At 58.2% G+C, this 21,316-nt stretch carries 16 protein-coding genes; 5 read left to right on the forward strand and 11 right to left on the reverse strand.

All coding sequences use genetic code 11. The annotated features are described in order from the left end of the window. Nucleotides 1-5 precede the first annotated feature (5 nt). From T9A_RS17055 to T9A_RS07475, 4 genes are all read right to left on the reverse strand, one after another. A complete protein-coding gene (locus T9A_RS17055; protein ID WP_156964860.1) occupies nucleotides 6-158 on the reverse strand; it encodes a hypothetical protein in 153 nt (50 codons plus the stop codon). Nucleotides 159-330: 172 nt separating this feature from the next. Further along, nucleotides 331-2,661 carry a TRAP transporter large permease subunit gene (locus T9A_RS07465; RefSeq protein WP_035246523.1) on the reverse strand — a complete coding sequence of 777 codons (2,331 nt, stop codon included), beginning with the start codon at nucleotides 2,659-2,661 and terminating at the stop codon, nucleotides 331-333. A gap of 189 nt (nucleotides 2,662-2,850) precedes the next feature. Next, nucleotides 2,851-3,864: a putative solute-binding protein gene (locus T9A_RS07470; protein ID WP_035246526.1), complete on the reverse strand. Its 1,014-nt coding sequence runs from the start codon at nucleotides 3,862-3,864 to the stop codon at nucleotides 2,851-2,853. A 64-nt stretch (nucleotides 3,865-3,928) separates the two neighbouring features. Then, nucleotides 3,929-4,957, reverse strand: a complete 1,029-nt coding sequence (locus T9A_RS07475) for a hypothetical protein (RefSeq protein WP_052042609.1) — start codon at nucleotides 4,955-4,957, stop codon at nucleotides 3,929-3,931. A 175-nt stretch (nucleotides 4,958-5,132) separates the two neighbouring features. On the opposite strand from T9A_RS07475, the gene T9A_RS07480 reads away from it, so the two are divergent. Beyond that, nucleotides 5,133-6,494: an ABC1 kinase family protein gene (locus T9A_RS07480; protein ID WP_084573428.1), complete on the forward strand. Its 1,362-nt coding sequence runs from the start codon at nucleotides 5,133-5,135 to the stop codon at nucleotides 6,492-6,494. A 363-nt stretch (nucleotides 6,495-6,857) separates the two neighbouring features. Here T9A_RS07480 and T9A_RS07485 read toward each other — a convergent pair whose 3' ends face one another. The 7 genes from T9A_RS07485 to T9A_RS07515 all read right to left on the reverse strand — a co-directional run bounded on the left by T9A_RS07485 (nucleotide 6,858) and on the right by T9A_RS07515 (nucleotide 14,532). After that, nucleotides 6,858-8,051: a putative solute-binding protein gene (locus T9A_RS07485; RefSeq protein WP_084573429.1), complete on the reverse strand. Its 1,194-nt coding sequence runs from the start codon at nucleotides 8,049-8,051 to the stop codon at nucleotides 6,858-6,860. Nucleotides 8,052-8,180: 129 nt separating this feature from the next. Then, entirely contained in the window at nucleotides 8,181-9,263 is a 1,083-nt protein-coding gene (locus tag T9A_RS07490) for a putative solute-binding protein (RefSeq protein ID WP_035246529.1), read from the reverse strand. Between the two features lie 124 nt (nucleotides 9,264-9,387). Further along, on the reverse strand, nucleotides 9,388-10,554 hold the full coding sequence (locus T9A_RS07495) for a putative solute-binding protein (protein WP_035246532.1): 1,167 nt from the start codon (nucleotides 10,552-10,554) through the stop codon (nucleotides 9,388-9,390). A 296-nt stretch (nucleotides 10,555-10,850) separates the two neighbouring features. After that, on the reverse strand, nucleotides 10,851-11,627 hold the full coding sequence (locus T9A_RS07500; RefSeq protein WP_035246535.1) for a YciK family oxidoreductase: 777 nt from the start codon (nucleotides 11,625-11,627) through the stop codon (nucleotides 10,851-10,853). Then, nucleotides 11,624-12,304 carry an HAD-IA family hydrolase gene (locus T9A_RS07505; protein ID WP_035246537.1) on the reverse strand — a complete coding sequence of 227 codons (681 nt, stop codon included), beginning with the start codon at nucleotides 12,302-12,304 and terminating at the stop codon, nucleotides 11,624-11,626. Before T9A_RS07505 ends, T9A_RS07500 begins: the two co-directional genes overlap by 4 nt. A 172-nt stretch (nucleotides 12,305-12,476) precedes the next feature. Then, nucleotides 12,477-13,235: a bifunctional 2-polyprenyl-6-hydroxyphenol methylase/3-demethylubiquinol 3-O-methyltransferase UbiG gene (gene ubiG, locus T9A_RS07510; RefSeq protein ID WP_232222034.1), complete on the reverse strand. Its 759-nt coding sequence runs from the start codon at nucleotides 13,233-13,235 to the stop codon at nucleotides 12,477-12,479. Next, nucleotides 13,189-14,532, reverse strand: coding sequence for a TRZ/ATZ family hydrolase (locus tag T9A_RS07515; protein WP_035246539.1), 1,344 nt, complete (start codon nucleotides 14,530-14,532; stop codon nucleotides 13,189-13,191). The genes ubiG and T9A_RS07515 overlap by 47 nt, the downstream gene beginning before the upstream one ends. Before the next feature lie 348 nt (nucleotides 14,533-14,880). On the opposite strand from T9A_RS07515, the gene gyrA reads away from it, so the two are divergent. The 4 genes from gyrA to hisC all read left to right on the forward strand — a co-directional run bounded on the left by gyrA (nucleotide 14,881) and on the right by hisC (nucleotide 21,313). After that, nucleotides 14,881-17,640 carry a DNA gyrase subunit A gene (gene gyrA / locus T9A_RS07520; protein WP_035246542.1) on the forward strand — a complete coding sequence of 920 codons (2,760 nt, stop codon included), beginning with the start codon at nucleotides 14,881-14,883 and terminating at the stop codon, nucleotides 17,638-17,640. Between the two features lie 192 nt (nucleotides 17,641-17,832). Next, nucleotides 17,833-18,915 carry a 3-phosphoserine/phosphohydroxythreonine transaminase gene (gene serC, locus T9A_RS07525; RefSeq protein WP_035246544.1) on the forward strand — a complete coding sequence of 361 codons (1,083 nt, stop codon included), beginning with the start codon at nucleotides 17,833-17,835 and terminating at the stop codon, nucleotides 18,913-18,915. Between the two features lie 12 nt (nucleotides 18,916-18,927). Next, nucleotides 18,928-20,010, forward strand: a complete 1,083-nt coding sequence (pheA, locus tag T9A_RS07530; protein ID WP_035246547.1) for a prephenate dehydratase — start codon at nucleotides 18,928-18,930, stop codon at nucleotides 20,008-20,010. A gap of 199 nt (nucleotides 20,011-20,209) precedes the next feature. Then, nucleotides 20,210-21,313, forward strand: a complete 1,104-nt coding sequence (gene hisC, locus T9A_RS07535) for a histidinol-phosphate transaminase (RefSeq protein ID WP_035246549.1) — start codon at nucleotides 20,210-20,212, stop codon at nucleotides 21,311-21,313. Nucleotides 21,314-21,316 lie beyond the last annotated feature (3 nt).

Raw genomic sequence — 21,316 nt, forward strand, 5'->3', positions numbered from 1 at the left:
AGGATTTATCCGTAAATCATTCTGTCGACGGCATAGGCGGCAATCGCCATGGTGGCGACTACCCCTGCCAGGAACAGCAGGAACAGCAGGGCGGGTTTAACCGTTTTCGGCAAGGGTTCGGTTTCCCGTGGAGTGCGGGTCTCCTGCGTTTTACTCATCAGCCATCTCCCTGATTTGTGTGGATACTTTACAGTATCAGCTATCCGCCGACGATAGGAAACTGGTATCGAATCAGGCTGCTACTTGAGTGTTGGATTGTCGGCCGAATGCCAGACAAAAAAGAAGGAGCCCTGAGGCTCCTTCTTTGGTGGGTTGAGATCAGCGCGGAATTTAGCCGCCAATCTCGATCTTCTGGAACATGTACTCATGCACCGAATCGGACATCAACGGTAGATAAGATACCAGCAGCAGCGCTGTCAGCATCACCGCGATGGGAAGCAGGAACTTCTCATAGCGACGGAAGAAGCTGCCTTCCTTCAGCTTGGCCGATTCTACCTCGGCTTCGCCGACTACCTGTCTCGTCAGCAAGTGGTTGAGTGCCACCGGTGGTGACAGATAACCCAGCTCAAAGGCTACCAGGGTAATCATCCAGAAGTGCAGCGGCGCAATGCCGTTGTCGAAGGCTATCTGTGCAATGGTGGCATTCACCAGGATCACCGCCCCGTAGGGGTCCATGATCATGCCGATGATCACCATGGTCACTACCAGCAGGGTCATGGCGAGCCAGACGTTGGCGAAGGTTTCCGGCAGGTTCTCCATGACACCGGAGCGCTCAATGATGCCGCCTACGCTTACGGACAGTGCCATCAGCATCAGCAGGGCACCAATATGGCCGGTGGTCTCGTTGGTGGCAAAACGCAGAGAGGTCTCCAGTTTTTCGCCAACCCCTTTCTCCGGTTCGTAATGGGTGTCGATATGCGGCTTTTTAATGAAGTACTGCAGCAATACCGCACCCCCGAGGAACAGGTTGCGCCACAACAGCCCCCAGAACAGGGACTCCAGATCCTCGGCGGAGGTGCCGGTGGGAATATTGCCAGCTTCCAGCATCGCATTGATGCCTACCAGGTTGTACATGGAGTACGCCAGGAGAGGAACCAGTACCACAGTAAACAAATGCAGGGATTTAGTGCTCAATTTCTCGTAGATGAGAATGGAAAGCAGCATTACCGGCAGGATGATTGGTGCATAGTTTTCGTTAAGCTCGGTATCCAGCAGGTCCCGGAAGAACACCAGCACCGTACCCATGATGATCACATAGGGCAGCAGTGGAACCAGGCGCTTGATGCTGGCCGGCACGGCTTCGGAGAAGGGGGCAATTCGGGCCGCTTCGGTCCGCGCAAACTGGCTGTAGATGAAGAACAGCAGCAGCGACAGGCCGAAGATCTTCAAGCCTGAGGTGAACAGTTCGTCCGTGGTTACGGAGTTGTTCAGGGCGGCAATGATGACCACCAGCAGACAGGGACGCAGTACCACACCCATGGAACCTGACATGGCAGTGGCAGCAAGAGCCAGCTGCTTGCGGGCGCCGGCACGGATCAGCTCGTTGTAGATAGTGGCACCGGCAGCAATAACGAAGATACCGGAGGCGCCGGTAAAGGCGGTAGGAATCGCAGTAACGGCGAGTACCACAAAGCACATCAGTTCCGGGGACATTTTCCACGGACGTAGTACATCAAACACCAGATGGGCCATCTTGGTCTGGCGCAGCATCATACCGATCCAGATGTACAGAGCCAGGCTCAGGAACAGGGTGGACAGTTCCATCATCATGCCCAGGTAGACACTGATACCGTGGTAATAGCCCTGGCTGACGAACTGGATGCCTGCGGTGATACACATGAAGCTGTACAGCGGAATGGTCAGCAGGGCTTTGCCCCAGCTACCGCCTTCTTCCAGATCCTTGGGGGGCTTGACCAACTGCCAGAGCGCGGCCAGGGACAGCAACGCGAAACCGGCGATCCAGAACTGGTGAAGATAGAAGTGGTTGACCTGAACCCCGTCGGCCATGGCGCTGACTTCTTCGCCACGGTAAATCCAGGCAGACATCAGCAACATCACATTGGCGGAAAGCTGGCCAAGACTGGAAACGAAATGGTCCTTGCGGGTCTGTGCCGGACGCAGGGAAATATGGTGACGTGTCAGGGTGGCTGTGGCAGCACAGATAATCACCAGAATACAGAGCAGCAGTCGCTTGTAGTGGCCTAGCGTGGTCACGATCTTGGCCACACCGCCTTCCAGGGTCCGGAATGCAATGACCCCAGGGGTCACTTTCTCCTGCACCATGGTGTAGGTGGCCCATTTCTCGCGGCAAATCTGCTGCGAGGATTCCAGCGAAGTACGCAGGGCGTCTTCATTGACCTCGGTGCCGAACATGCCGGCAAGAGGGTCATCTGCCATCTGTTGTTTCTTTCTGATGATGGCTTTTTCCAGCTGTTCATCAATATTGGCGTCTGGATTACAGGTCGGCTCCTGGAGAATGCCAGCACCCCGTAACTGGAAGTAGCCTTCCCAGGTATTTTCACCAATTTTCAGCAATTGAGAGTGAATGACTTCCCCTGACGCGAGAAATACCGTCAGCAACAGGAGAATCAGGGTTGGTAGCGATGACAACCATTCACCGACGGAACGGTTCGCCACTTTCATAGAAGAAGGTTTGTCCATTGTGCACCCGGTTATTGTTATACCGTCTTGGATTGGGGGAAGAGGCAACCCATGGGCCCTCAAAGCCTTTTGCCGCATTCCAGGACAGTGTAAACACCTTGACTACCCGGCAGACGCAGGCCGGGTGACAGAAGTAGGTTGCTAGGGAAAACGGGGCCGCGAGACCCCGCTTGAATCTTTATAGGCTGCTTACTCGACCGGATTAACGCATTCCGCGCGGGAAGGCTCTTCCTTGCAGCGCACCTTGCGCAGCAGGGACATCATGTCCTTGCTGTAAACGCCATCATTGGTCAGTGCAATACGAGCTTCGCGCATCATTTCGTCATAACGCAGCTTGTCGGCCTCGGGGATGCGAATCCACCACTTCTTGTCGACTTCGTTGTTGGCGTTCTCAATAACGGTCATGGCGCGGTCGAACTGGCCGAGCATGTACTTACGGGAGCTGTTTGCAAAGCCGTCCGGGAACCGGTCTTTCTTCAGGATCACCTGGGCGGTCAGCTGGCCAAGCACGTAGTCGATCATGCCGCCGTCCGGCTGCATGCCCTTGTACAATTCCAGCGCGGAGTAGGCCGCAATGGGGGCAAAGCAGATGTCCACAGAGCCGTTGTTGAAACGGCCGGAGAAGTTGGTGATATCAGACATTACAGGAGACATGCCAACGCGGGAGGCCATGCTGGCCTGGGCACTGTCGTATTCCAGTACGGCGATGGATTTGCCTGACAGTTCGCTCACCGTGTCGATGGTGCGATCTTTCACAAACAGGTATGCGGCACCCATGGGAGCAATGCCACCCACTTCGTATGGACCGGAAACCAGTTTCTCGTTGATAGACGGGTTGCCGCTGGCCAGCACGGTTATCACGGTGCGCATGGCATCATAGGAGGGGATGGCACCGATGGAGTCCAGGCTGCCGGTGTAGTTATTGAATTGGCGGCCACGGATACCGGTCAGCACGGCAGCATCACACTGGCCGGCTTTCAGATCCTCGGAGGCGATTTTCTCGTCAGTGTATGGCTTCAGCTCCAGATCAACACCCCAACCAAGGGCTGCGGTCTTGTAGTCCTTCATGATGTTATAGATGTCACCGTTGGCGCCGATGATGTCAAAAACACACATGGTGCGCTCTTCAGCGGCCTGGGCGGGGCTGAATGTCAATGCAAGTGCAGCAGTGGCTGCAGTGGTAAACGCCTTAAAATAGCGCATGGCATGTCTCCTGGTTACTTCTTAATCTAATTCAAAGCGGCCCCAAGCGGGGCCGCAAACAGGCTTACAGCAAATCGTCAATATTGATCGCCGGTCCAGACTTGGCGGCGTCATCCCAGAAAGTACCGAGACCACCAATGGGGGTGCGCTTACCGGTATTTTCTGTCCATTCCCGGTCGGAGATGCCAGTAACGATGAAGCCGGCAATGGCATCCATCATGGCGTATTCCGGATCCAGGTTTTGGTCGTTGGCGGCAAAGTCACGAATGGCCTTGCGCATACGTTCGTCATCACCCTTGCTGAAGGCGCTCATGGCGTACAGGGCACTGCCCAGGCGAACGCCACCGTCAAAGCCAGCCTTGGCGGATGCTTCCAGTTCTTTCCATGGCTCGGCATTTGGCGGAGCCAGCATTGGCAACAGGTTCCAGACAGCAGCACGGGCACCGCGTGGCACACCCCACCATTTGTCGTTCTCCAGGCACTTCATGTTGCGCTCTACCTTGGCGGCCAGATCGCGTGGCACACCTACAGCGCCATCGGATGCGCCATCATTGAGCAGGGCCTGGACACCGGAGATGTTGCCGACCATCCACACCAGCTCGTCGAAATCGGTTTTCAGCTTGGGGCATTCGCCTTCTTTCTGTTCACCAAAGGCGGTGAGCATGTTCTGGTAGGCGGTATACTGTCGCTGCGCTGCGACGGCAGACCAGCGCTTCTGCTCGATGCGAGCATCCTGAGCTTCGTTCACGTTGCCATCTTTCACAGCACGCATGTAGCGTAACTCGGCATCGATGGCGATCTGTTCGGCACAGGTGGCGGCCGTGGTGAAGACCATGGCACCCAGCTTCTCGGGATGAGAGCCGACGCGTTCAAAGGCCATCAGCAGCGGGGTCTGGGCTTCGCCGGTGACACAGGCCATGCGAACATCGTCAAACGTGAGCATGTAGGGAAGCATCTCGGAGCGGCCGAAGCTGATCAGCACGTCCCCGGTTGTCTTGTAGATGACGCCACAGCCTTGCAGAGCCAGGATGGCGCCCCCTACCAGGGCCAGACGGGAATGTCGTAGCATTTTTGTCAAGGTCAGAGAACCCATTCTATAGCTCCTTGTTATTTTTCTCGGATTAGCGGATTCAAAGGTACGAAAGTCCGTCTATTGGCACAAGCGGCAATTACAAAAAAGCCTGCAAGCAATTACAAACAATAAATTTGCTTTATGATGGAATACGTTACGTTGTGCAGCGCACCCACCAGGAAAGTAAGACTTTATTATGACCGATCATACTGACATCAAAGACATGAAGGCCTGGCTGGCTGGCGAGAGAAGCGGCATTTCTCTGGCCATGAACACGGCCCGTGGCGGCTTGCGGGTACTGGAGACGATTGGGGTGGTGGGGCGCCAGGGGCTCAACTGGATGCTCGGCGATCGCCCGCCAGTACCGGCTTTGCTGCGTACTACCTTTGAATCGCTGGGCACCACCTACATCAAACTTGGGCAGTTTATTGCCAGTTCGCCGTCTATTTTCCCGGAAGAGTATGTCGAGGAATTCCAGCGCTGTCTGGATCGCACCCCGGCACTGCCGTTTCATTATATTCGCGAAACCATCGAGAAAGAGCTGGGTGGATCGCTGGAGTCTCTCTATCAGTCGGTTGACCCCAAACCATTGGCCAGTGCGTCTATTGCACAGGTTCATGCGGCGAAGCTCAAAAACGGCCAGGACGTGGTGATCAAGGTTCAGCGGCCCGGTGTCCGTAATGTGCTGTTGACGGATTTCAATTTTCTCTACTTTGCTGCCCGGGTTACCGAGCGGCTGGCGCCGGGTCTGTCGCGCTCTGCCATCTCCGGTGTGATTGAGGAATTGCAGGCCGGCATGCTGGAAGAGTGTGACTTCATCAAGGAGGCGCACAATCTCCAGGCTTTCAATGCTTTCCTGCAAAACACCGGCAACACCTCTGCGGTGGCGCCGGATCCGGTCATGTCCCACACCACCGGCAAGGTGCTGACCATGGAGCGCTTCTTCGGGGTGCCCCTCACTGACATGAATGTGCTCAAACAATATACGGATGATCCGGCGCAAACCCTGATCTCGGCACTGAATACCTGGTTCTCGAGCCTGATGCTGTGCGATTTCTTCCATGCGGATGTGCATGCTGGCAATTTGATGTTACTGGAAGACGGTCGAGTGGGGTTCATCGACTTTGGTATTGTCGGCCGGATCCGCCGTGAGGCATGGGATGGCATGGCCAAATTCTTTGATGCCATCGGACGTGGTGATGTTCGCCAGATGGCGGAGGCCATGGCGATCATTGGCATGACCCGGGAAGAAGTGGATGTGGCTGCTCTGGCGCGGGATATCGAAAGCCTGCAAGGGGCGCTTGGCCAGGTTGATCCGTCTGCTCTGGTGCAGGCCGACCGAAACGACAAGGAAGTTAACCGCTTGCTGATGGATCTGGTGAAAATCGGTGAGGGCCACGGCATTCGTTTCCCTCGCGAATTCGCCCTGCTACTCAAGCAGTTCCTCTACTTTGATCGTTATGTGCAGGTGCTGGCACCAGAAATGGATATGTTCAGTGATAACCGCGTGGATATGTTTGGCGCGATTGATGATATGCCAGGCGGTTTTTTGCACTAAAAGCAGCTAGCTAGAAGCTGCACTGGTAGGGTAGGCAAAGGTTGGAATGTTCCTCGTGCTTCGTCATTTCTACGAAGCCGCTGTAGGAGCGGCGCTTGAGCCGCGAATCGCGCTTGCGTGGAAATCGACCGCAGGGCGATCAGACATTTGAGTGTTCGACAGGTCTTTCCAGAAAGAACGGCGGCTAGGTTTCTCCTTTGCCGCCTCGCTCGCTACGCTCGGTTCGCCATGCAAGCATGGGCTCCTACAGCCTTTACTGGACCGCCTACAAGTAACTTCGTGGAAAAACCGCGGGCAGGGAGCTGCGTGCTTTGCAAGACCCTGCCGCGTCGCAGCTAGAAGCTTATAGCTCGTAGCTGCTTTTCACTCCACCGGATCCGCACATTCCCCTTTCGACGGATTGAGTTTGCAGCGAATCTTGCGTTGCAGGGTCAGCATGTCGCCATCGTAGTAGCCTTTTTCGCGCAAGGTCAGGCGAGCTTCCTGCATCATGGTTTCGTACTCGCGCTTGTCCGCATCCGGGATTTCGATCCACCAGCGGTCCGGTACCTTGGCAGCTTCCTGGTCCAGTCGTTCCTTGATCAGGTGATAGCTGTTGAAAAACTCCTCGCGAACCAGCTGTGCCACCTCGTTGGGGAATTTATCCTTGCGACCGATCAGTTGCATGGTGATCTGCGCCAGCGGGTAGTCGATGATGCCGCCATCCGGTGACATGCCCTTGTAGAGTTCCAGCACCTCGTAGGCCACCAGCGGGGCTGCCAGTACATCGACGACGCCGTTGTTGAACTTGTTGGGAGCAGAGACGATATCAGAGGCGACAGGGGTGGCGCCGATCTGCGAGACCATTTCCGCCTGGGTTGGGTCATAGTCGAGTACCGCTACCCGTTTGCCGGCCGCATTGGCCAGGGTGTTGATCGCTCTGTCGTTGACGAACACATAGGCGCCGCCGGCAGAGGCCAGGCCGAGAATGACATACTCGCCACTCACCATCTTGTCGGCAGACTTGGGGCTGGCCATGACCTGCAGCAGGATTTTCATGTGCTCGTCGCTGGGCACGCCGCCGATGGAATCAATTGTGCCGGTGTACTTGTTGAAAAGGCGACCGCGCAGGCCAGTGATCAGGGCTGCATCGCAGACGCCAGCCTTCAGGTCTTCCACCACCACGCTTTCGCTGGTGTAGGCTTGAATATCAAGCTCTACGCCATATTCCAGCAGGCGGGTGCGCTGATCTTCGGCTGCCTTGTAGATGGGCCCGGCACGACCGGCAATATCCCAGATACAGATGCGTCGTTTCAGGGGTTCGCCCATGCTGAAGCCGGCCACTTTCTGCATCGCGTCGATGCGGTCGTCGAGACTGCGACTCTGATCGTAGGCAATGGCGCGCAGTTTCTCTGCGAGCTCGGGGGTAAGCGATACGCCGGGGGCAAACTTTTCCAGCTCGGCCTGTTGTGTCGGCGTCAGATTTAGTTGGTTGTCTGCGTGGGCGATGAGGGCGCCGAGCAGCAGGGGGAGAATGAGCAGTTGGCGAAAAAAAGTCACGCAAGCCTCCATGGGCATTTTATTGTTTGAACCGGAAGTCGTCGCTTCAGGTTGAACGCCCATTGTGACAGTCGTGACTGACGAGTCGCTGGCTGGCCAGCCGGGGTGGCTGGCCGCGATGCCAACGATGACGTCACCGCATCAGCTTTATTCCGTATCCTGGCTGCATTCGGGTCGCTGAGGATCCACATTGCAACGAATACGTTTCATGATTTTCAACATGGTGGCGTCGTAATAGCCGGTTTCGCGCAGTTTCAAACGCGCAGCGCGCATCATGCTGTCGTATTCCTGTTTTTCATGGTGATCCACGTCAATCCACCAGGTTGCAGGGATCTGTCCCGCTTCTTTTTCCAGGGCATTCTGGATAGACGAAAAACTGTCTGCTGCCACTTCCCGGATCACTGCCGCGAATGCGGGAGGAAAACGATCAGTTTGACCAATCAACTGGGCGGTGAGCTGAACAATGGGGTAATCAACGATGCCGCCGTCGGGTTCCATGCCCTTGTAAAGTTCCAATACCTGATAAGCAACGAGAGGTGCGGGCAGTACATCCACGCTGCCGTTGTTGAACTGATTGGGCGCCGTGGCAAGGGTAGTAGCCACCGGGGTGGCACCAATCTGGGCAACCATCTTCGATTGGCCGGGATCGAAATCCAGTACGGCAATTTTTTTTCCTGCGACGCGCTCCAGTGAATTCAGTCTCTTGTCATTAACAAATAAATAGGCGGCGCCGGCGGGGGTAACTGCCAGAGTCTGATATTTGTTGCTGACCATGTTTTCGCTGAGCTGAGGCAGGGCGATGGATCGCATCAGCATATCCATGTGCTTCAGCGACGGCAGGGCGCCGATAGCATCGATAGTACCGCTGAAACGGACGAACTGGCGGGCGCGAAAACCGCTCATCAGGGCAGCATCGCATTGACCGTTTTTCAATGATGCGACCATGGCGCCTTCGTTGGTAAAGGCCTCCAGGCTGATATCAATTTTATAGCGCAGCAAATCCAGGCGGAGGTTGGTGGCGCCGTTGAAAATGGGGCCGGAGCGACCGGACAGATCCCACAAACAGATATGACGCTTGAGCATATCGTCCGGGCCCAAGCCCATTTCCTCACGCGCTTCCGCCAGGTGTTTTTCCTGCTTGGGAGTCAGTGTCAGAGCCTGACTGGTGCAAGCCAGAGACAGCAGGGCCGAGCCGAGAAGGCTGGTAAATAGGGTGCGATAATTCCCCATGACGCTTCCTTATTCATTCGTTGTCATGCTTATATCATGGGGAAGAGAAGGGAAGTTTTACCGCCTGTATGACAATTGTACGCGGCGCCAGGCGGCGCCGCGTACTACACGCCTTAACGTCTGCTCAAGTGATGCTGCATTCGGAGCGGGTGGGGTCGAATTTGCAGCGTATTTTGCGTTGCAGATCCAGCATGTCGCTGCTGTAGTATTTCTGCGCACGCAGTGCATCGCGGGCATCCTGCATCATCACTTCGTATTCCCGCTTGTCCTTGTCAGGAATGGCGATCATCCAGCGCTCAGGCACTCGGCGTGTTTCCACTTCAATGCGCTTTATCACGTCTGGGTAGGCTTCAAAGGAGGCCTCACGAATCAATTGCGCCACTTCATTGGGAAACTTGTCCAGGCGACCGATCAACTGCATGGACAGTTGTGTTAACGGGTAGTCGACCACCCCACCATCCGGGCTCATGCCTTTATATAGTTCGAGAAGCTCATAGGCGACCAGGGGGGCGGGCAGAATATCGATCTGGCCGTTGTTGAACTTGTTGGGAGCGCTGACGATATCGGTGGTAACGGGGGTAGCACCGATGGCCGCCACCATTTCTGCCTGGGTTTCATCATAATCGAGAACGGCAACCCGTTTGCCGGCAGCCTTGGCCAGGGAGCTGATGCTTCGGTCGTTAACAAAAATATGTGCGGCACCCGCCGGGTAGATGCCCATCACCACATAATCCCCCTGTACCATGTGACCAGCCTGTTTCGGATGAGCCATCACTTTAAGTAAGGTTTGCATATGCTTCTGGGACGGCACTGCGCCAATGGCATCCACACTGCCGCTGTAAAGATTGAACTGGCGAGCACGCAATCCGCTCATCAGGGCAGCATCGCAACGGCCGGCCTTGAGCTCATCCACCATGACGGTTTCGTTGGTGTAAGGCACCAGATCCAGGTTGATGCCGTATTCCAGGGCCAGCGCCCGTTGCTCCATAGCCGCATTGAATACCACGCCGTTACGCCCGCCGATATCCCAGATGCAGATGGTCCGTTTGAGGGTGCTGCCGGCGGGCATCTGATCCAGTCCCACCATCTGGCTGATGGCTTTAAGTCGGCTGCGAACCGGCATCTCTCTGGTGTAAAACACATCCTCGAGCTTTTCGAGGGTGGAGTCATTCAATGTGATGCCGGGCAGTAGTGCCTGGAGTTGCTGCTTTTGAGCTTGTGTCAGGTTGGCCGCGCTCAGTGATGAACACAGCAGACTGACTAGAAAGAAAAGGGTAATGGGGGTGCGCATGGTGATCTCCCTGATGCCGCATTCTTGTTATAGATAATACATTTATCACGCGCTGGCAGGATAAGGGAGAGCTTTGGCGCAGGGGGTGACCGCGTTACGGCAATCCCCGTCGAAAGGGTCAATGGTGGAGCGAGTTGAAAGTTCAAAGTTTAAAGTTGAAACGCGGGCAGGGCCGGGGGTTCATTTCAGTCCAGTGCCCGCGCTGCATTTGGCCGCTGGCACTGGACCGGACAGAGACGGTCCAAACGTGATCGCGCCTTTTCAACTTTGAACTTTTAACTTTCAACTCAGAGTTTTTACTTAGGCTGCGCGTCGATGGATTCCCCGTTCACATCGCGGCTGTCCGGGCCGAGCAGGAACAGGTAGGGGGCCATGATCTCGTCCGGGGTTTTCAGTGTCTGCGGGTCCTCGCCGGGGTAGGCCAGCGCGCGCATGTCGGTGCGGGTGCCGCCGGGGTTGAGGGTGTTGACGCGAATGTTGCTGGTGTTCTCCAGCTCTTCGGCCAGCACCTGTGCCAGGTTTTCGGTGGCGGCCTTGGAGACGGCATAAGCACCCCAGAAGGCGCGGCCCTTGCGACCAACACTGGAGGAGGTGAACAGCAGGCGAGCATCGTCGCTGGCACGCAATAGCGGCAGCATGGCCTGGGTCAGGTAGAAGGCGCTGTTCACGTTTACCTGCATGACCGAGTCCCAGGTGCCGACACCGTAGCGCTCCAGCGGAGTGATGTCGCCGAGCACGGAGGCGTTATGCAGGATGCCGTCCAGGCGTCCGAATTCCTTGTCGAACAGGCCGGCCAGTTCCTGGAAGTCTTCCGGGCGGGCCACCGCCAGATTCACCGGTGCCAGGGCTGGCTCCGGGCCGCCAGCGGCCTTGATCTCGTCGTAGACCTTTTCCAGCTTTTCCGGGGTGCGTCCCAGCAGGATCACGGTGGAGCCGTGGCGAGCCAGGGTCAGGGCGGCGCTGCGGCCGATGCCGGCGCCCGCGCCGGTGACAAGGATAATGCGATCCTTGAAAGCATCGGCGGGGCATTGGTAAGCCAGTGCTTGTGCATTCACGGATGATAATTCGCTCATGCGGTACTCCTTGTGTTCATCGTTTGCAGCAGAGGCAACAGATCGCTGCCCTGTTCCAGATAATAATCGGCCTGCCAGTCGTGGGGGTCATCATCCGCGTCGATATAACCGAAGGCCGCCACGGCGGTGGCCATACCGGCATTCTGGCCAGCCTGGATATCACGCAGATGGTCGCCCACGTAGAGGCAGTGGGCCGGGGTTACGCCGTCCTGGCGAGCCGCCATCAGCAACCCTTCCGGGTCCGGCTTGCGCTGTTTTACATGGTCCGGGCAGATTGCCGCGCTGACGCGCTGGTCTAGATGCAGGCCCGCCAGCACCGGCCCGGTGAACCGTGACGGCTTGTTAGTGACGATGCCCCAGGGCAGACCATTGACATCCAGCCAGTCCAGCGTCTCTGCCATGCCGGGAAACAGGCAGGTATCCACAGCCAGATGCTGCTCGTAGGCGTTCAGAAGTTCATCCAGTAGCGGCGGAAATTCGGTATCCTCCGGCCCTGCGCCAAAACCAAGCTCGGTGAGCGCGCGGGCACCGTTGGAGACATTGGCGCGCACTGCGGAATAGCTGACTTCCGGCCGCCCATGTTGTTTCAGCAGGGTATTGAGCACCGTATAAAAATCCGGAGCGGTATCAATCAGGGTGCCGTCCAGGTCGAAATAAACGGCTTCAAGCTTTTCCATATAGTCTCTCTACAACGCCGCTGCAGGAGCGCCGCTTGAGGCGCGAAACGAGCGAAGCGAGTAACGAGGTTCGATTTGCGAAAAAGCAAAACCGGTTGTGCCTTTCGCAGCTCGTTACTCGTACCTCGAAACTGTTTTTTCGCGCTTCAAGCGGCGCTCCTACAGGGAAAAGTTATTCGCCTTTGACGGCGTGCATCAGGTAGTTCACCGACACATCCCGGTTCAGCTTGTAAACCTGGGTCAGCGGGTTGTAGACCATGCCGGTGGTGTCTTTTACTTCCAGCCCCGCGTCCCGGGCCCAGCCGGCCAGTTCCGAGGGCTTGATCAGCTTGGCGTATTCGTGGGTGCCCCGCGGCAGTAGGCGCAACACATATTCGGCACCGACGATGGCAAACAGAAAGGCCTTGGGATTGCGGTTGATGGTGCTGAAGAATATCTGCCCGCCGGGTTTCACCAAGGTGGCACAGGCCCGAATCACGGAGGAGGGGTCGGGCACGTGCTCGAGCATTTCCAGGCAGGTGACCACGTCATACTGCGCGGGCCGCTCCTCGGCGATTTGCTCCGCCGGAATCTGCCGGTATTCCACCGCCACGCCGGCTTTCTCCGCGTGGATACGTGCCACCGACAGCGGCGCTTCACCCATGTCGATGCCGGTGACCTCTGCGCCACGCCGGGCCATGCCTTCGGACAGCAGGCCGCCGCCGCAGCCGATGTCGATGACTTTCTTGCCGGGCAGGCTGACGCGCTCGTCGATGTAGTTCAGACGCAGCGGGTTAATGTCGTGCAGCGGGCGAAACTCGGAATTGGGGTCCCACCACTGTTCCGCCAGGGCATTGAATTTGGCGATTTCGCCAGCGTCTACATTGGGAATCTGCGGTTGTTGTTCAGTCACGGTCGGCTCCGGCAATTTTTTCCTGCCACTGCTGGGCATTCTTGAGGATCACGGCTTCGTTGAGGGTGGTGAGTGTGCGGTTGTCCATCAGGCAGCGCCCACCCACCCAGGTATGCGTCACCTGGTCGCGGCTGGCGGCATAGATCAATTGCGCCACCGGATCATAGACCGGCTGGGTCTCCAGACGGTTCAGATCTACCGCTACCATATCCGCCTGTTTGCCAATTTCCAGTGAACCGATCTGGTCGTCCCGGCCCAGGGCGCGGGCGCCGTTCAGGGTGGCCATCTGCAGTATGTCGGCGGCGGGCAGGGCATCGGCCTGGAGGCTGACTCCCTTGCCCAGGAAGGCGGCCATGCGGGCCTCGCCGATCATGTCCAGATCGTTGTTGCTGGCGGCACCGTCGGTGCCCAGGGCCACGTTGACCCCGGCCTTGCGCAGTTTTTCCACCGGTGCAAAGCCGCTGGCCAGCTTCAGATTGGATTCCGGGCAGTGCACGACCTGGGTGCCAGTTTCGGCCACCAGCGCAATTTCGTCCTCGGTGAGCTGGGTCATGTGCACTGCCAGCAGACGCGGCGAGAGCAGGCCCAGGTTTTTCAGGCGAGTGAGTGGCCGCTCACCGGTGTTGCCCACCGCCATCTGGATCTCTCCGGCGGTTTCGTGCACGTGCATCATCATCGGCACGTCCAGTTCCTCGGCCAGAGTCAGCACCTTCTGCAGCGGGCCATCGGACACGGTATAAGGCGCGTGTGGCCCGAAACCGATCTGAATGCGCGGATCATGGCGCCACTCGTCCATGGCATCGGTGGCCAGGCGCAGGTAGTCCTCCGGCCCGGCGCCCATGGGGGTTGGAAAATCCAGGATCGGACAGAACAGGCTGGCGCGCAGGCCGGCTTCCACGGTGGCGCGGGCGGCGCTGGCCGGGAAGAAGTACTGGTCGGCAAAGCAGGTGGTGCCGGAGCGGATCATCTCCGCCGCCGCCAGCCGGGTGCCGTCGAACACGAACTGCTCGCTGACAAACTGGCCTTCCGCCGGCCAGATATGCTTTTCCAGCCAGGTCATCAACGGCAGGTCATCGGCAATCCCGCGCAGCAGGTTCATGGCAGCGTGGGTATGGGCATTGATCAGGCCGGGAATCAGCAGGTGGCTGTCCAGCCGGGTGACCGTATCGGCCTGCCATTTTTCATCGGCCAGGGCACCGGGCAGCACGTCGACAATCTGGCCATCACGGACGACCAGGGCATGGTGTTCCAGTACCTCGGCATTGGGCGCCTTGTCCTGCGCGACCGGGGCAATCCAGCGGGCGTGGACGATCAGGTCGGCCTGATTGTCGCTCATGCACAACTCCTTGATATCTTGGCAGCCTGCGAGAGGGGCTTGCCCTCAAATTGAGGCCGCAGTATAGCGTGTCAGTGGCGCTCTTGCCCTCGTTTACACCCCTGCGTATCAATGGCGGCGGACTATGGCGCCGAAGCCGCCCGGTTGTGCTATCATCCGGGGCTTTTCCGGGCTTCGTGCCAGGAGCAGGAATGTACGCCCGGTCCGCCGCTGTTGGCAGCGAGCGGGCTGTCATAAGAACAGACTGCACAGGGTGCCATCGGCACGCTGTGAAATCGGCCCTGATCAGGGGCCGGCTTGGGAAAGCCGCAGGGGCTTTCCCGATACTTGTGGAAAGTAAGGATCGCTATGACGGATCTCGCCAGAGAAGTTACCCCGGTCAACATCGAAGACGAACTCAAACAGTCGTACCTGGATTACGCCATGAGCGTGATCGTGGGGCGGGCTCTGCCGGATGTGCGCGACGGCCTCAAGCCGGTGCATCGCCGCGTACTGTTCGCCATGCACGAGCTGAATAACGACTGGAACAAGGCCTACAAGAAGTCCGCCCGTGTGGTCGGTGACGTTATCGGTAAGTACCACCCCCATGGTGACTCCGCCGTTTACGACACCATCGTGCGGATGGCGCAGCCGTTTTCCCTGCGCTACATGCTGGTGGATGGTCAGGGTAACTTCGGTTCCATCGACGGGGATTCCGCAGCCGCCATGCGTTACACCGAAGTGCGCATGGCCAAGATCGCTCACGAGCTGCTGGCCGATCTGGACAAGGAAACCGTGGATTTCGTCGACAACTACGACGGCACGGAAAAGATTCCCGATGTGATGCCCACCCGGGTGCCCAACCTGCTGGTGAATGGCTCCTCCGGTATCGCCGTGGGTATGGCCACCAATATTCCGCCGCATAACCTGGGCGAAGTGGTAGACGGCTGTCTGGCGCTGATCGACGACGACAGCCTGACGCCGGACGACCTGATGGAATACATCAAGGGCCCGGATTTCCCCACCGCCGGCATCATTAACGGTCGCGCCGGGATCGTGCAGGCCTACCGTACCGGCCGTGGCCGCGTCTATATGCGTGCCCGTGCCGAGATTGAGCCGACCGACAAAAGTGGCAAAGAAGCCATTATCGTCCACGAGATTCCCTACCAGGTGAACAAGGCGCGGTTGATCGAGAAGATCGCCGAGCTGGTGAAAGACAAGAAGATTGAAGGTATCACCGAGCTGCGCGATGAGTCCGACAAAGAGGGCATGCGCATTGTGATCGAGCTGCGTCGCGGCGAGAACGCCGAGGTGGTGCTCAATAATCTATATCAGCAGACCCAGATGGAGTCGGTGTTTGGTATAAACACCGTAGCTCTGGTCGATGGTCAGCCCAAGACCCTCAACTTGCGTGAGCTGCTGGATGCCTTTATTCGTCACCGCCGTGAAGTGGTGACTCGCCGTACCGTGTTCGAACTGCGCAAGGCTCGCGAAAAGGCCCACTTGCTAGAAGGTCTGGCGGTGGCGCTGAGCAATATCGATCCGGTGATTGCGCTGATCAAGGCGTCCCCCAGCGGCGCGGAAGCCAAGGAAAAACTTCTGGGCAAAGGCTGGACCCCCGGCGATGTACTGCAAATGCTGGAGCGCGCCGGTGGTGAAAACGCGGCTCGCCCGGATGGCCTCGATGAGCAGTTCGGTCTGCGTGATGGCCTTTATTACCTGAGCCCGGAACAGGCCCAGGCCATTCTGGATCTGCGTCTGCAGAAGCTGACCGGTCTGGAACGGGAAAAACTGATCAACGATTACCAGGAACTGCTGGAGCAGATTGCCGAACTGCTGAAGATTCTGGGTAACCCCGAACGTCTGATGGAAGTGATCCGTGATGAACTGAAGGCGGTCCGTGAGGAATATGCCGACGAGCGCCGTTCCGAAATCGTCACCTCCCGTCTCGACCTGAGCATGGAAGACCTGATCGCCGAAGAAACCGTGGTAGTGACCCTGTCCAACAGTGGCTACGCCAAGATGCAGCCCATCGATACCTACCGGGCGCAGAAGCGTGGTGGCCGTGGCAAGTCTGCCGGCCAGCTTAAAGACGAGGATTACGTGGAGCACCTGCTGGTGGCGGGCACCCACGACACCCTGTTGTTGTTCACCGACGCTGGCAAGGTCTTCTGGTTGCGTACCTTCGAGTTGCCGCAAGGTGGCCGGGCGTCCCGTGGCAAGCCCATCGTCAATCTGCTGCCGGCACTGGGCAACGACGAGCGTATTACCGCCATCCTGCGTCTTGATGCGGAAATGGTACGCCAGCAGAAAGCCGCTGGCGTGGAGGTGGAAACCGAGGAAGATGACGTCATCGATGCGGAAGAGGTGATCGAAGACGCCGTCGACAGTGATGAGGTCGAGGCAGAAGCGGTAGTCGATACCGTGCCTGGTCCGTTTATCTTCATGGCCACCTCCAGCGGTATCGTCAAGCGTACCGCCCTGGCCAACTTTGCCCGTCCGCGCAGCTCCGGCCTGATTGCCGTGAAACTGCAGGAAGGCGAGCATCTGGTGAATGTGGCTATTACCCACGGCGACGAAGATGTGATGCTGGTAGCCCGCAACGGCAAGGCCGTGCGGTTCCATCAGTCCAAGGTGCGTGTCATGAGCCGTCTGGCCCGTGGTGTGCGCGGCATCAAACTGGCCGATGGCGTGGACGTGATTTCCCTGATCGTGCCGGAAGCAGAGGGCCAGATCCTGACTGCCTCCGAAAACGGCTACGGCAAGCGCACCCCGTTGACTGACTACCCGACCAAGGGTCGTGGTGGCCAGGGCGTCATCGCCATGGTGGTCAACGAGCGTAACGGTGAGCTGGTCGGCGCTGCCCAGGTGTTTGGTGAAGAGGACATCATGCTGATCTCCAACCAAGGTACCCTGGTGCGCACCGGCGTCAATCAGGTCAGCATCTCCAGCCGTAACACCCAGGGTGTGCGTCTGATTCGTCTGGGCGACGGCGAGAAGCTGTGTGGTCTGGCCACCATCCCCGACCTGGACGGAGACGAGGACGACATCGAAGAGGGCGAGGTGCTGGAAGGGGACGTTACCTCTGAAGCGCCGGAGTCTGACGCCTCCGACGATGCCGAGGAATAAAAGGCTGCTGTAGGAGCGGCGCTTGAGCCGCGAACGTGCTCGCGACAAGCCGTGCCAAGTACGATTCGCGGCTCAAGCGCCGCTCCTACGGGCTGCTTGAAAGACAATAGTAAGCAACAACCCGAGCCCGGTGTTACCGGGCTTCTTTGATTAACCGGTTTGGTACTTTCAATCTAGTCACGGAGAAAATGCATGTCCCGCGCCTATAACTTCTGCGCAGGTCCCGCGGCGTTGCCGACGGACGTTCTGGAGCAGGCCCGTCAGGAAATGCTGGATTACCAGGGCATGGGCCTGTCCATCATGGAAATGAGCCATCGGGACAAGGTGTTCGTGGAGATTGCCGAAAAGGCCGAGCAGGATCTGCGCAGCCTGATGGGGATCAGCGACGATTACGCCGTGCTGTTTCTGCAGGGCGGCGCCTCCACGCAATTTGCCATGGTGCCCATGAACCTGCTGGGCGAGGGCGAAACCGCGGATTACATCAATACCGGGCAATGGTCCAAGAAAGCCATCAAGGAAGCCGGCCGCTACGGCAACATCAACGTGGCCGCCAGTAGTGAAGACACCAACTTCAGCACCGTACCGCCACAGGACAGCTGGCAGTTGTCGGCCAATCCGGCCTACGTGCATTACTGCCCCAATGAAACCATCGGTGGCCTGGAATACAGCTTTGTTCCCGACGTGGGTGATACCCCGCTGGTGGCAGACATGAGCTCCACCATTCTGTCCCGCCCCATTGATGTGAATCGCTTCGGGGTGATCTATGCCGGTGCCCAGAAGAACATTGGCCCCGCCGGCCTGACCCTGGTGATTATCCGCAAGGACCTGCTCGGCAAGGCCGGCGCCCATGTGCCTGCCATGCTCAATTACCAGACCCACGCGGACAACGGCAGCATGTTCAATACGCCGCCCACCTTTTCCTGGTACCTGGCCGGCCTGGTGTTCCAGTGGCTGAAAAAGCAGGGCGGAGTGGCGAACATGGCAGAAACCAACCAGCGCAAGGCCGAAAAGCTGTATGGTTTTATTGATAACAGCGGCTTCTACAGCAACCCGGTGGAAAAAATCAGCCGTAGCTGGATGAATGTGCCCTTTGTGCTGGCCGACGCCAACCTGGATAAGCAGTTCCTCAGTGAAGCCGACCAGGCGGGCCTGTTGAACCTGAAGGGCCACCGCAGCGTGGGCGGCATGCGTGCCAGCATCTACAATGCGGTACCGGAAGCAGCAGTGGATACGCTGATCGCCTTTATGGCGGACTTCGAAAAACGCAACGGCTGAGCGGGGACCGCCATGACCGAATCACTGGACAACCTGCGACAGCAGATCGACGAGCTGGACCAGCGGCTGCAGGATCTGCTCAACGATCGCGCCACCCTGGCCCACAAGGTGGCCGAGGTGAAGACCGCTACCGACCCCAACCCGGTGTTTTATCGCCCGGAACGGGAAGCCCAGGTATTGCGACAGGTAAAAGAGCGCAACAAGGGGCCGTTGGACGGCGAAACCATGGCGCGGTTTTTCCGCGAGATCATGAGCGCCTGCCTGGCGTTGGAACAGCGCATGAAAGTGGCGTTCCTGGGGCCGGAAGGCACCTTTACCCAGCAGGCCGCCCTCAAGCACTTTGGCCATGCGGTGGAAAGCGTACCGCTGGGCGCAATTGATGAAGTATTCCGTGAAGTGGAAGCCGGGGCTGCTCACTACGGCGTGGTGCCGGTGGAGAATTCCACCGAAGGGGTGGTCAACCACACCCTGGATACCTTCATGACCTCCAGCCTGAAAATTTGTGGCGAGGTGGAGCTGCGCATCCACCATCATCTGCTGGCCGGCGAGCACACCCGTCGTGACAAGGTCACCCGGGTTTATTCTCATCAGCAGACCCTGGCCCAGTGCCGCCAGTGGCTGGATGCCCACATGCCCGGGGTAGAGCGCATTGCGGTCAGCTCCAACGGTGAAGCTGCCCGTCGTCTGAAGGACGAATGGAATGCCCTGGCCATTGCCGGGGAAATGGCGGAAGAGCTGTATGGCCTGGAAGCGGTGCAACGCAATATCGAAGACCGCCCGGACAACACTACCCGTTTCATCATTATCGGCCGGCAGGACACGCCGCCGTCCGGTAACGACAAGACCAGCCTGATGATCAGCGGCAAGAACCGCCCGGGCCTGCTCTATGAGGTGCTGGCACCGTTCCGCGATGAAGGCATTAACCTGACCCGCCTTGAATCCCGGCCCTCGCGGACGTCCAATTGGAGTTATGTGTTCTTCGTGGACTGCGAAGGCCACAAGGAAGATGGCAAGCTGCAGCCGGTACTGGACAAGCTGGAAGCGGCCGGCAATACCATCAAGCTGCTGGGCTCGTACCCCAAAGCAGTGCTGTAGCCCGTATTCAGGATAGTGTGACCATAGGAGCCATGCTTGCATGGCGAAGGTTTCGGTAATTCGCCATGCAAGCATGGCTCCTACAGTGGTTTTGAGGCGTGCTTGGTGAAGAAGCCCGTGGATGGCAGAAGCGCCAGGCGTTAGATAGAACCCATGGAATTCGCCAGGCGTGCCGCTTGGGCCAGGCAAAGGAGTCATCATGACTTGCGACTACATCGAACTCGCCAATAGTGGCGCTCAGCAGCTCAAGCCCTACGAGCCGGGCAAGCCCATCGAGGAGCTGGAACGGGAGCTTGGCCTCACCGATATCGTCAAGCTGGCCAGCAATGAGAACCCCCTGGGGCCCAGCCACAAGGCTCTGCATGCTCTCAAGCATCTGCATGAGCTGCACCTGTACCCGGATGGGGCCGGTTTTTCCCTGAAGGCGGCACTGGCGGAAAAGCTGGGCGTGCAAACTAATCAGCTGACCCTGGGTAACGGCTCCAACGATGTGCTGGACCTGATTGCCCGGGCTTACCTGCAACCCGGCGATGAAGCGATTTTCTCCGAGTACGCCTTTGCGGTGTACCCGTTGGTGACCTTGGCCTGCAATGCCAGGCCGGTGGCGGTACCGTCCAATCTCTATGGTCACGATTTAGCGGCCATGGCCGAGGCGGTGACCGAACGCACCCGGGTAATTTTCGTGGCCAACCCGAACAATCCCACCGGCACCTGGTTCAACGCCCATGCCCTGGATGAGTTCCTGTCGCGGATCCCGGAGCGGGTGATCGTGGTACTGGACGAGGCCTACTTTGAATACGTGGAAGAAAGCCACTACCCGAATGGTGTCGATCGCCTGCAAAAATACCCGAATTTGGTGGTAACGCGCACCTTCTCCAAGATTCATGGTCTGGCCGGCCTGCGTATCGGTTATGGCGTCTGCAACCCGCAAATTGCCGATGTGCTGAACCGGGTACGCCAGCCGTTCAACGTCAACACCCCGGCCATGGTGGCCGCCGAAGCGGCTCTGTCCGATGACGACCATATCGAGAATTCCCGCAGCGAGAACACCAGCGGCCTGGTGCAGATTGCCGAAGGCCTGCAGAAACTGCACCTGGAACAGATCCCCTCGGTGGCCAACTTCATCGCCTTTGACTGTGGTCGCGATGCCATGCCGGTTTACCAGGGTCTGTTGCGCGAAGGCGTGATTGTGCGTCCTCTGGGCGGCTACGGCATGCCCAACTTCCTGCGTGTGACCGTGGGCACCAGCCGCGAGAATGAGCGTTTCTTGGCCGCCCTCAAGAAGGTGCTGGCGGATGGGTAATCT

Source organism: Alcanivorax jadensis T9, assembly GCF_000756655.1.
Taxonomy (GTDB): Bacteria; Pseudomonadota; Gammaproteobacteria; order Pseudomonadales; family Alcanivoracaceae; genus Alcanivorax; species Alcanivorax jadensis.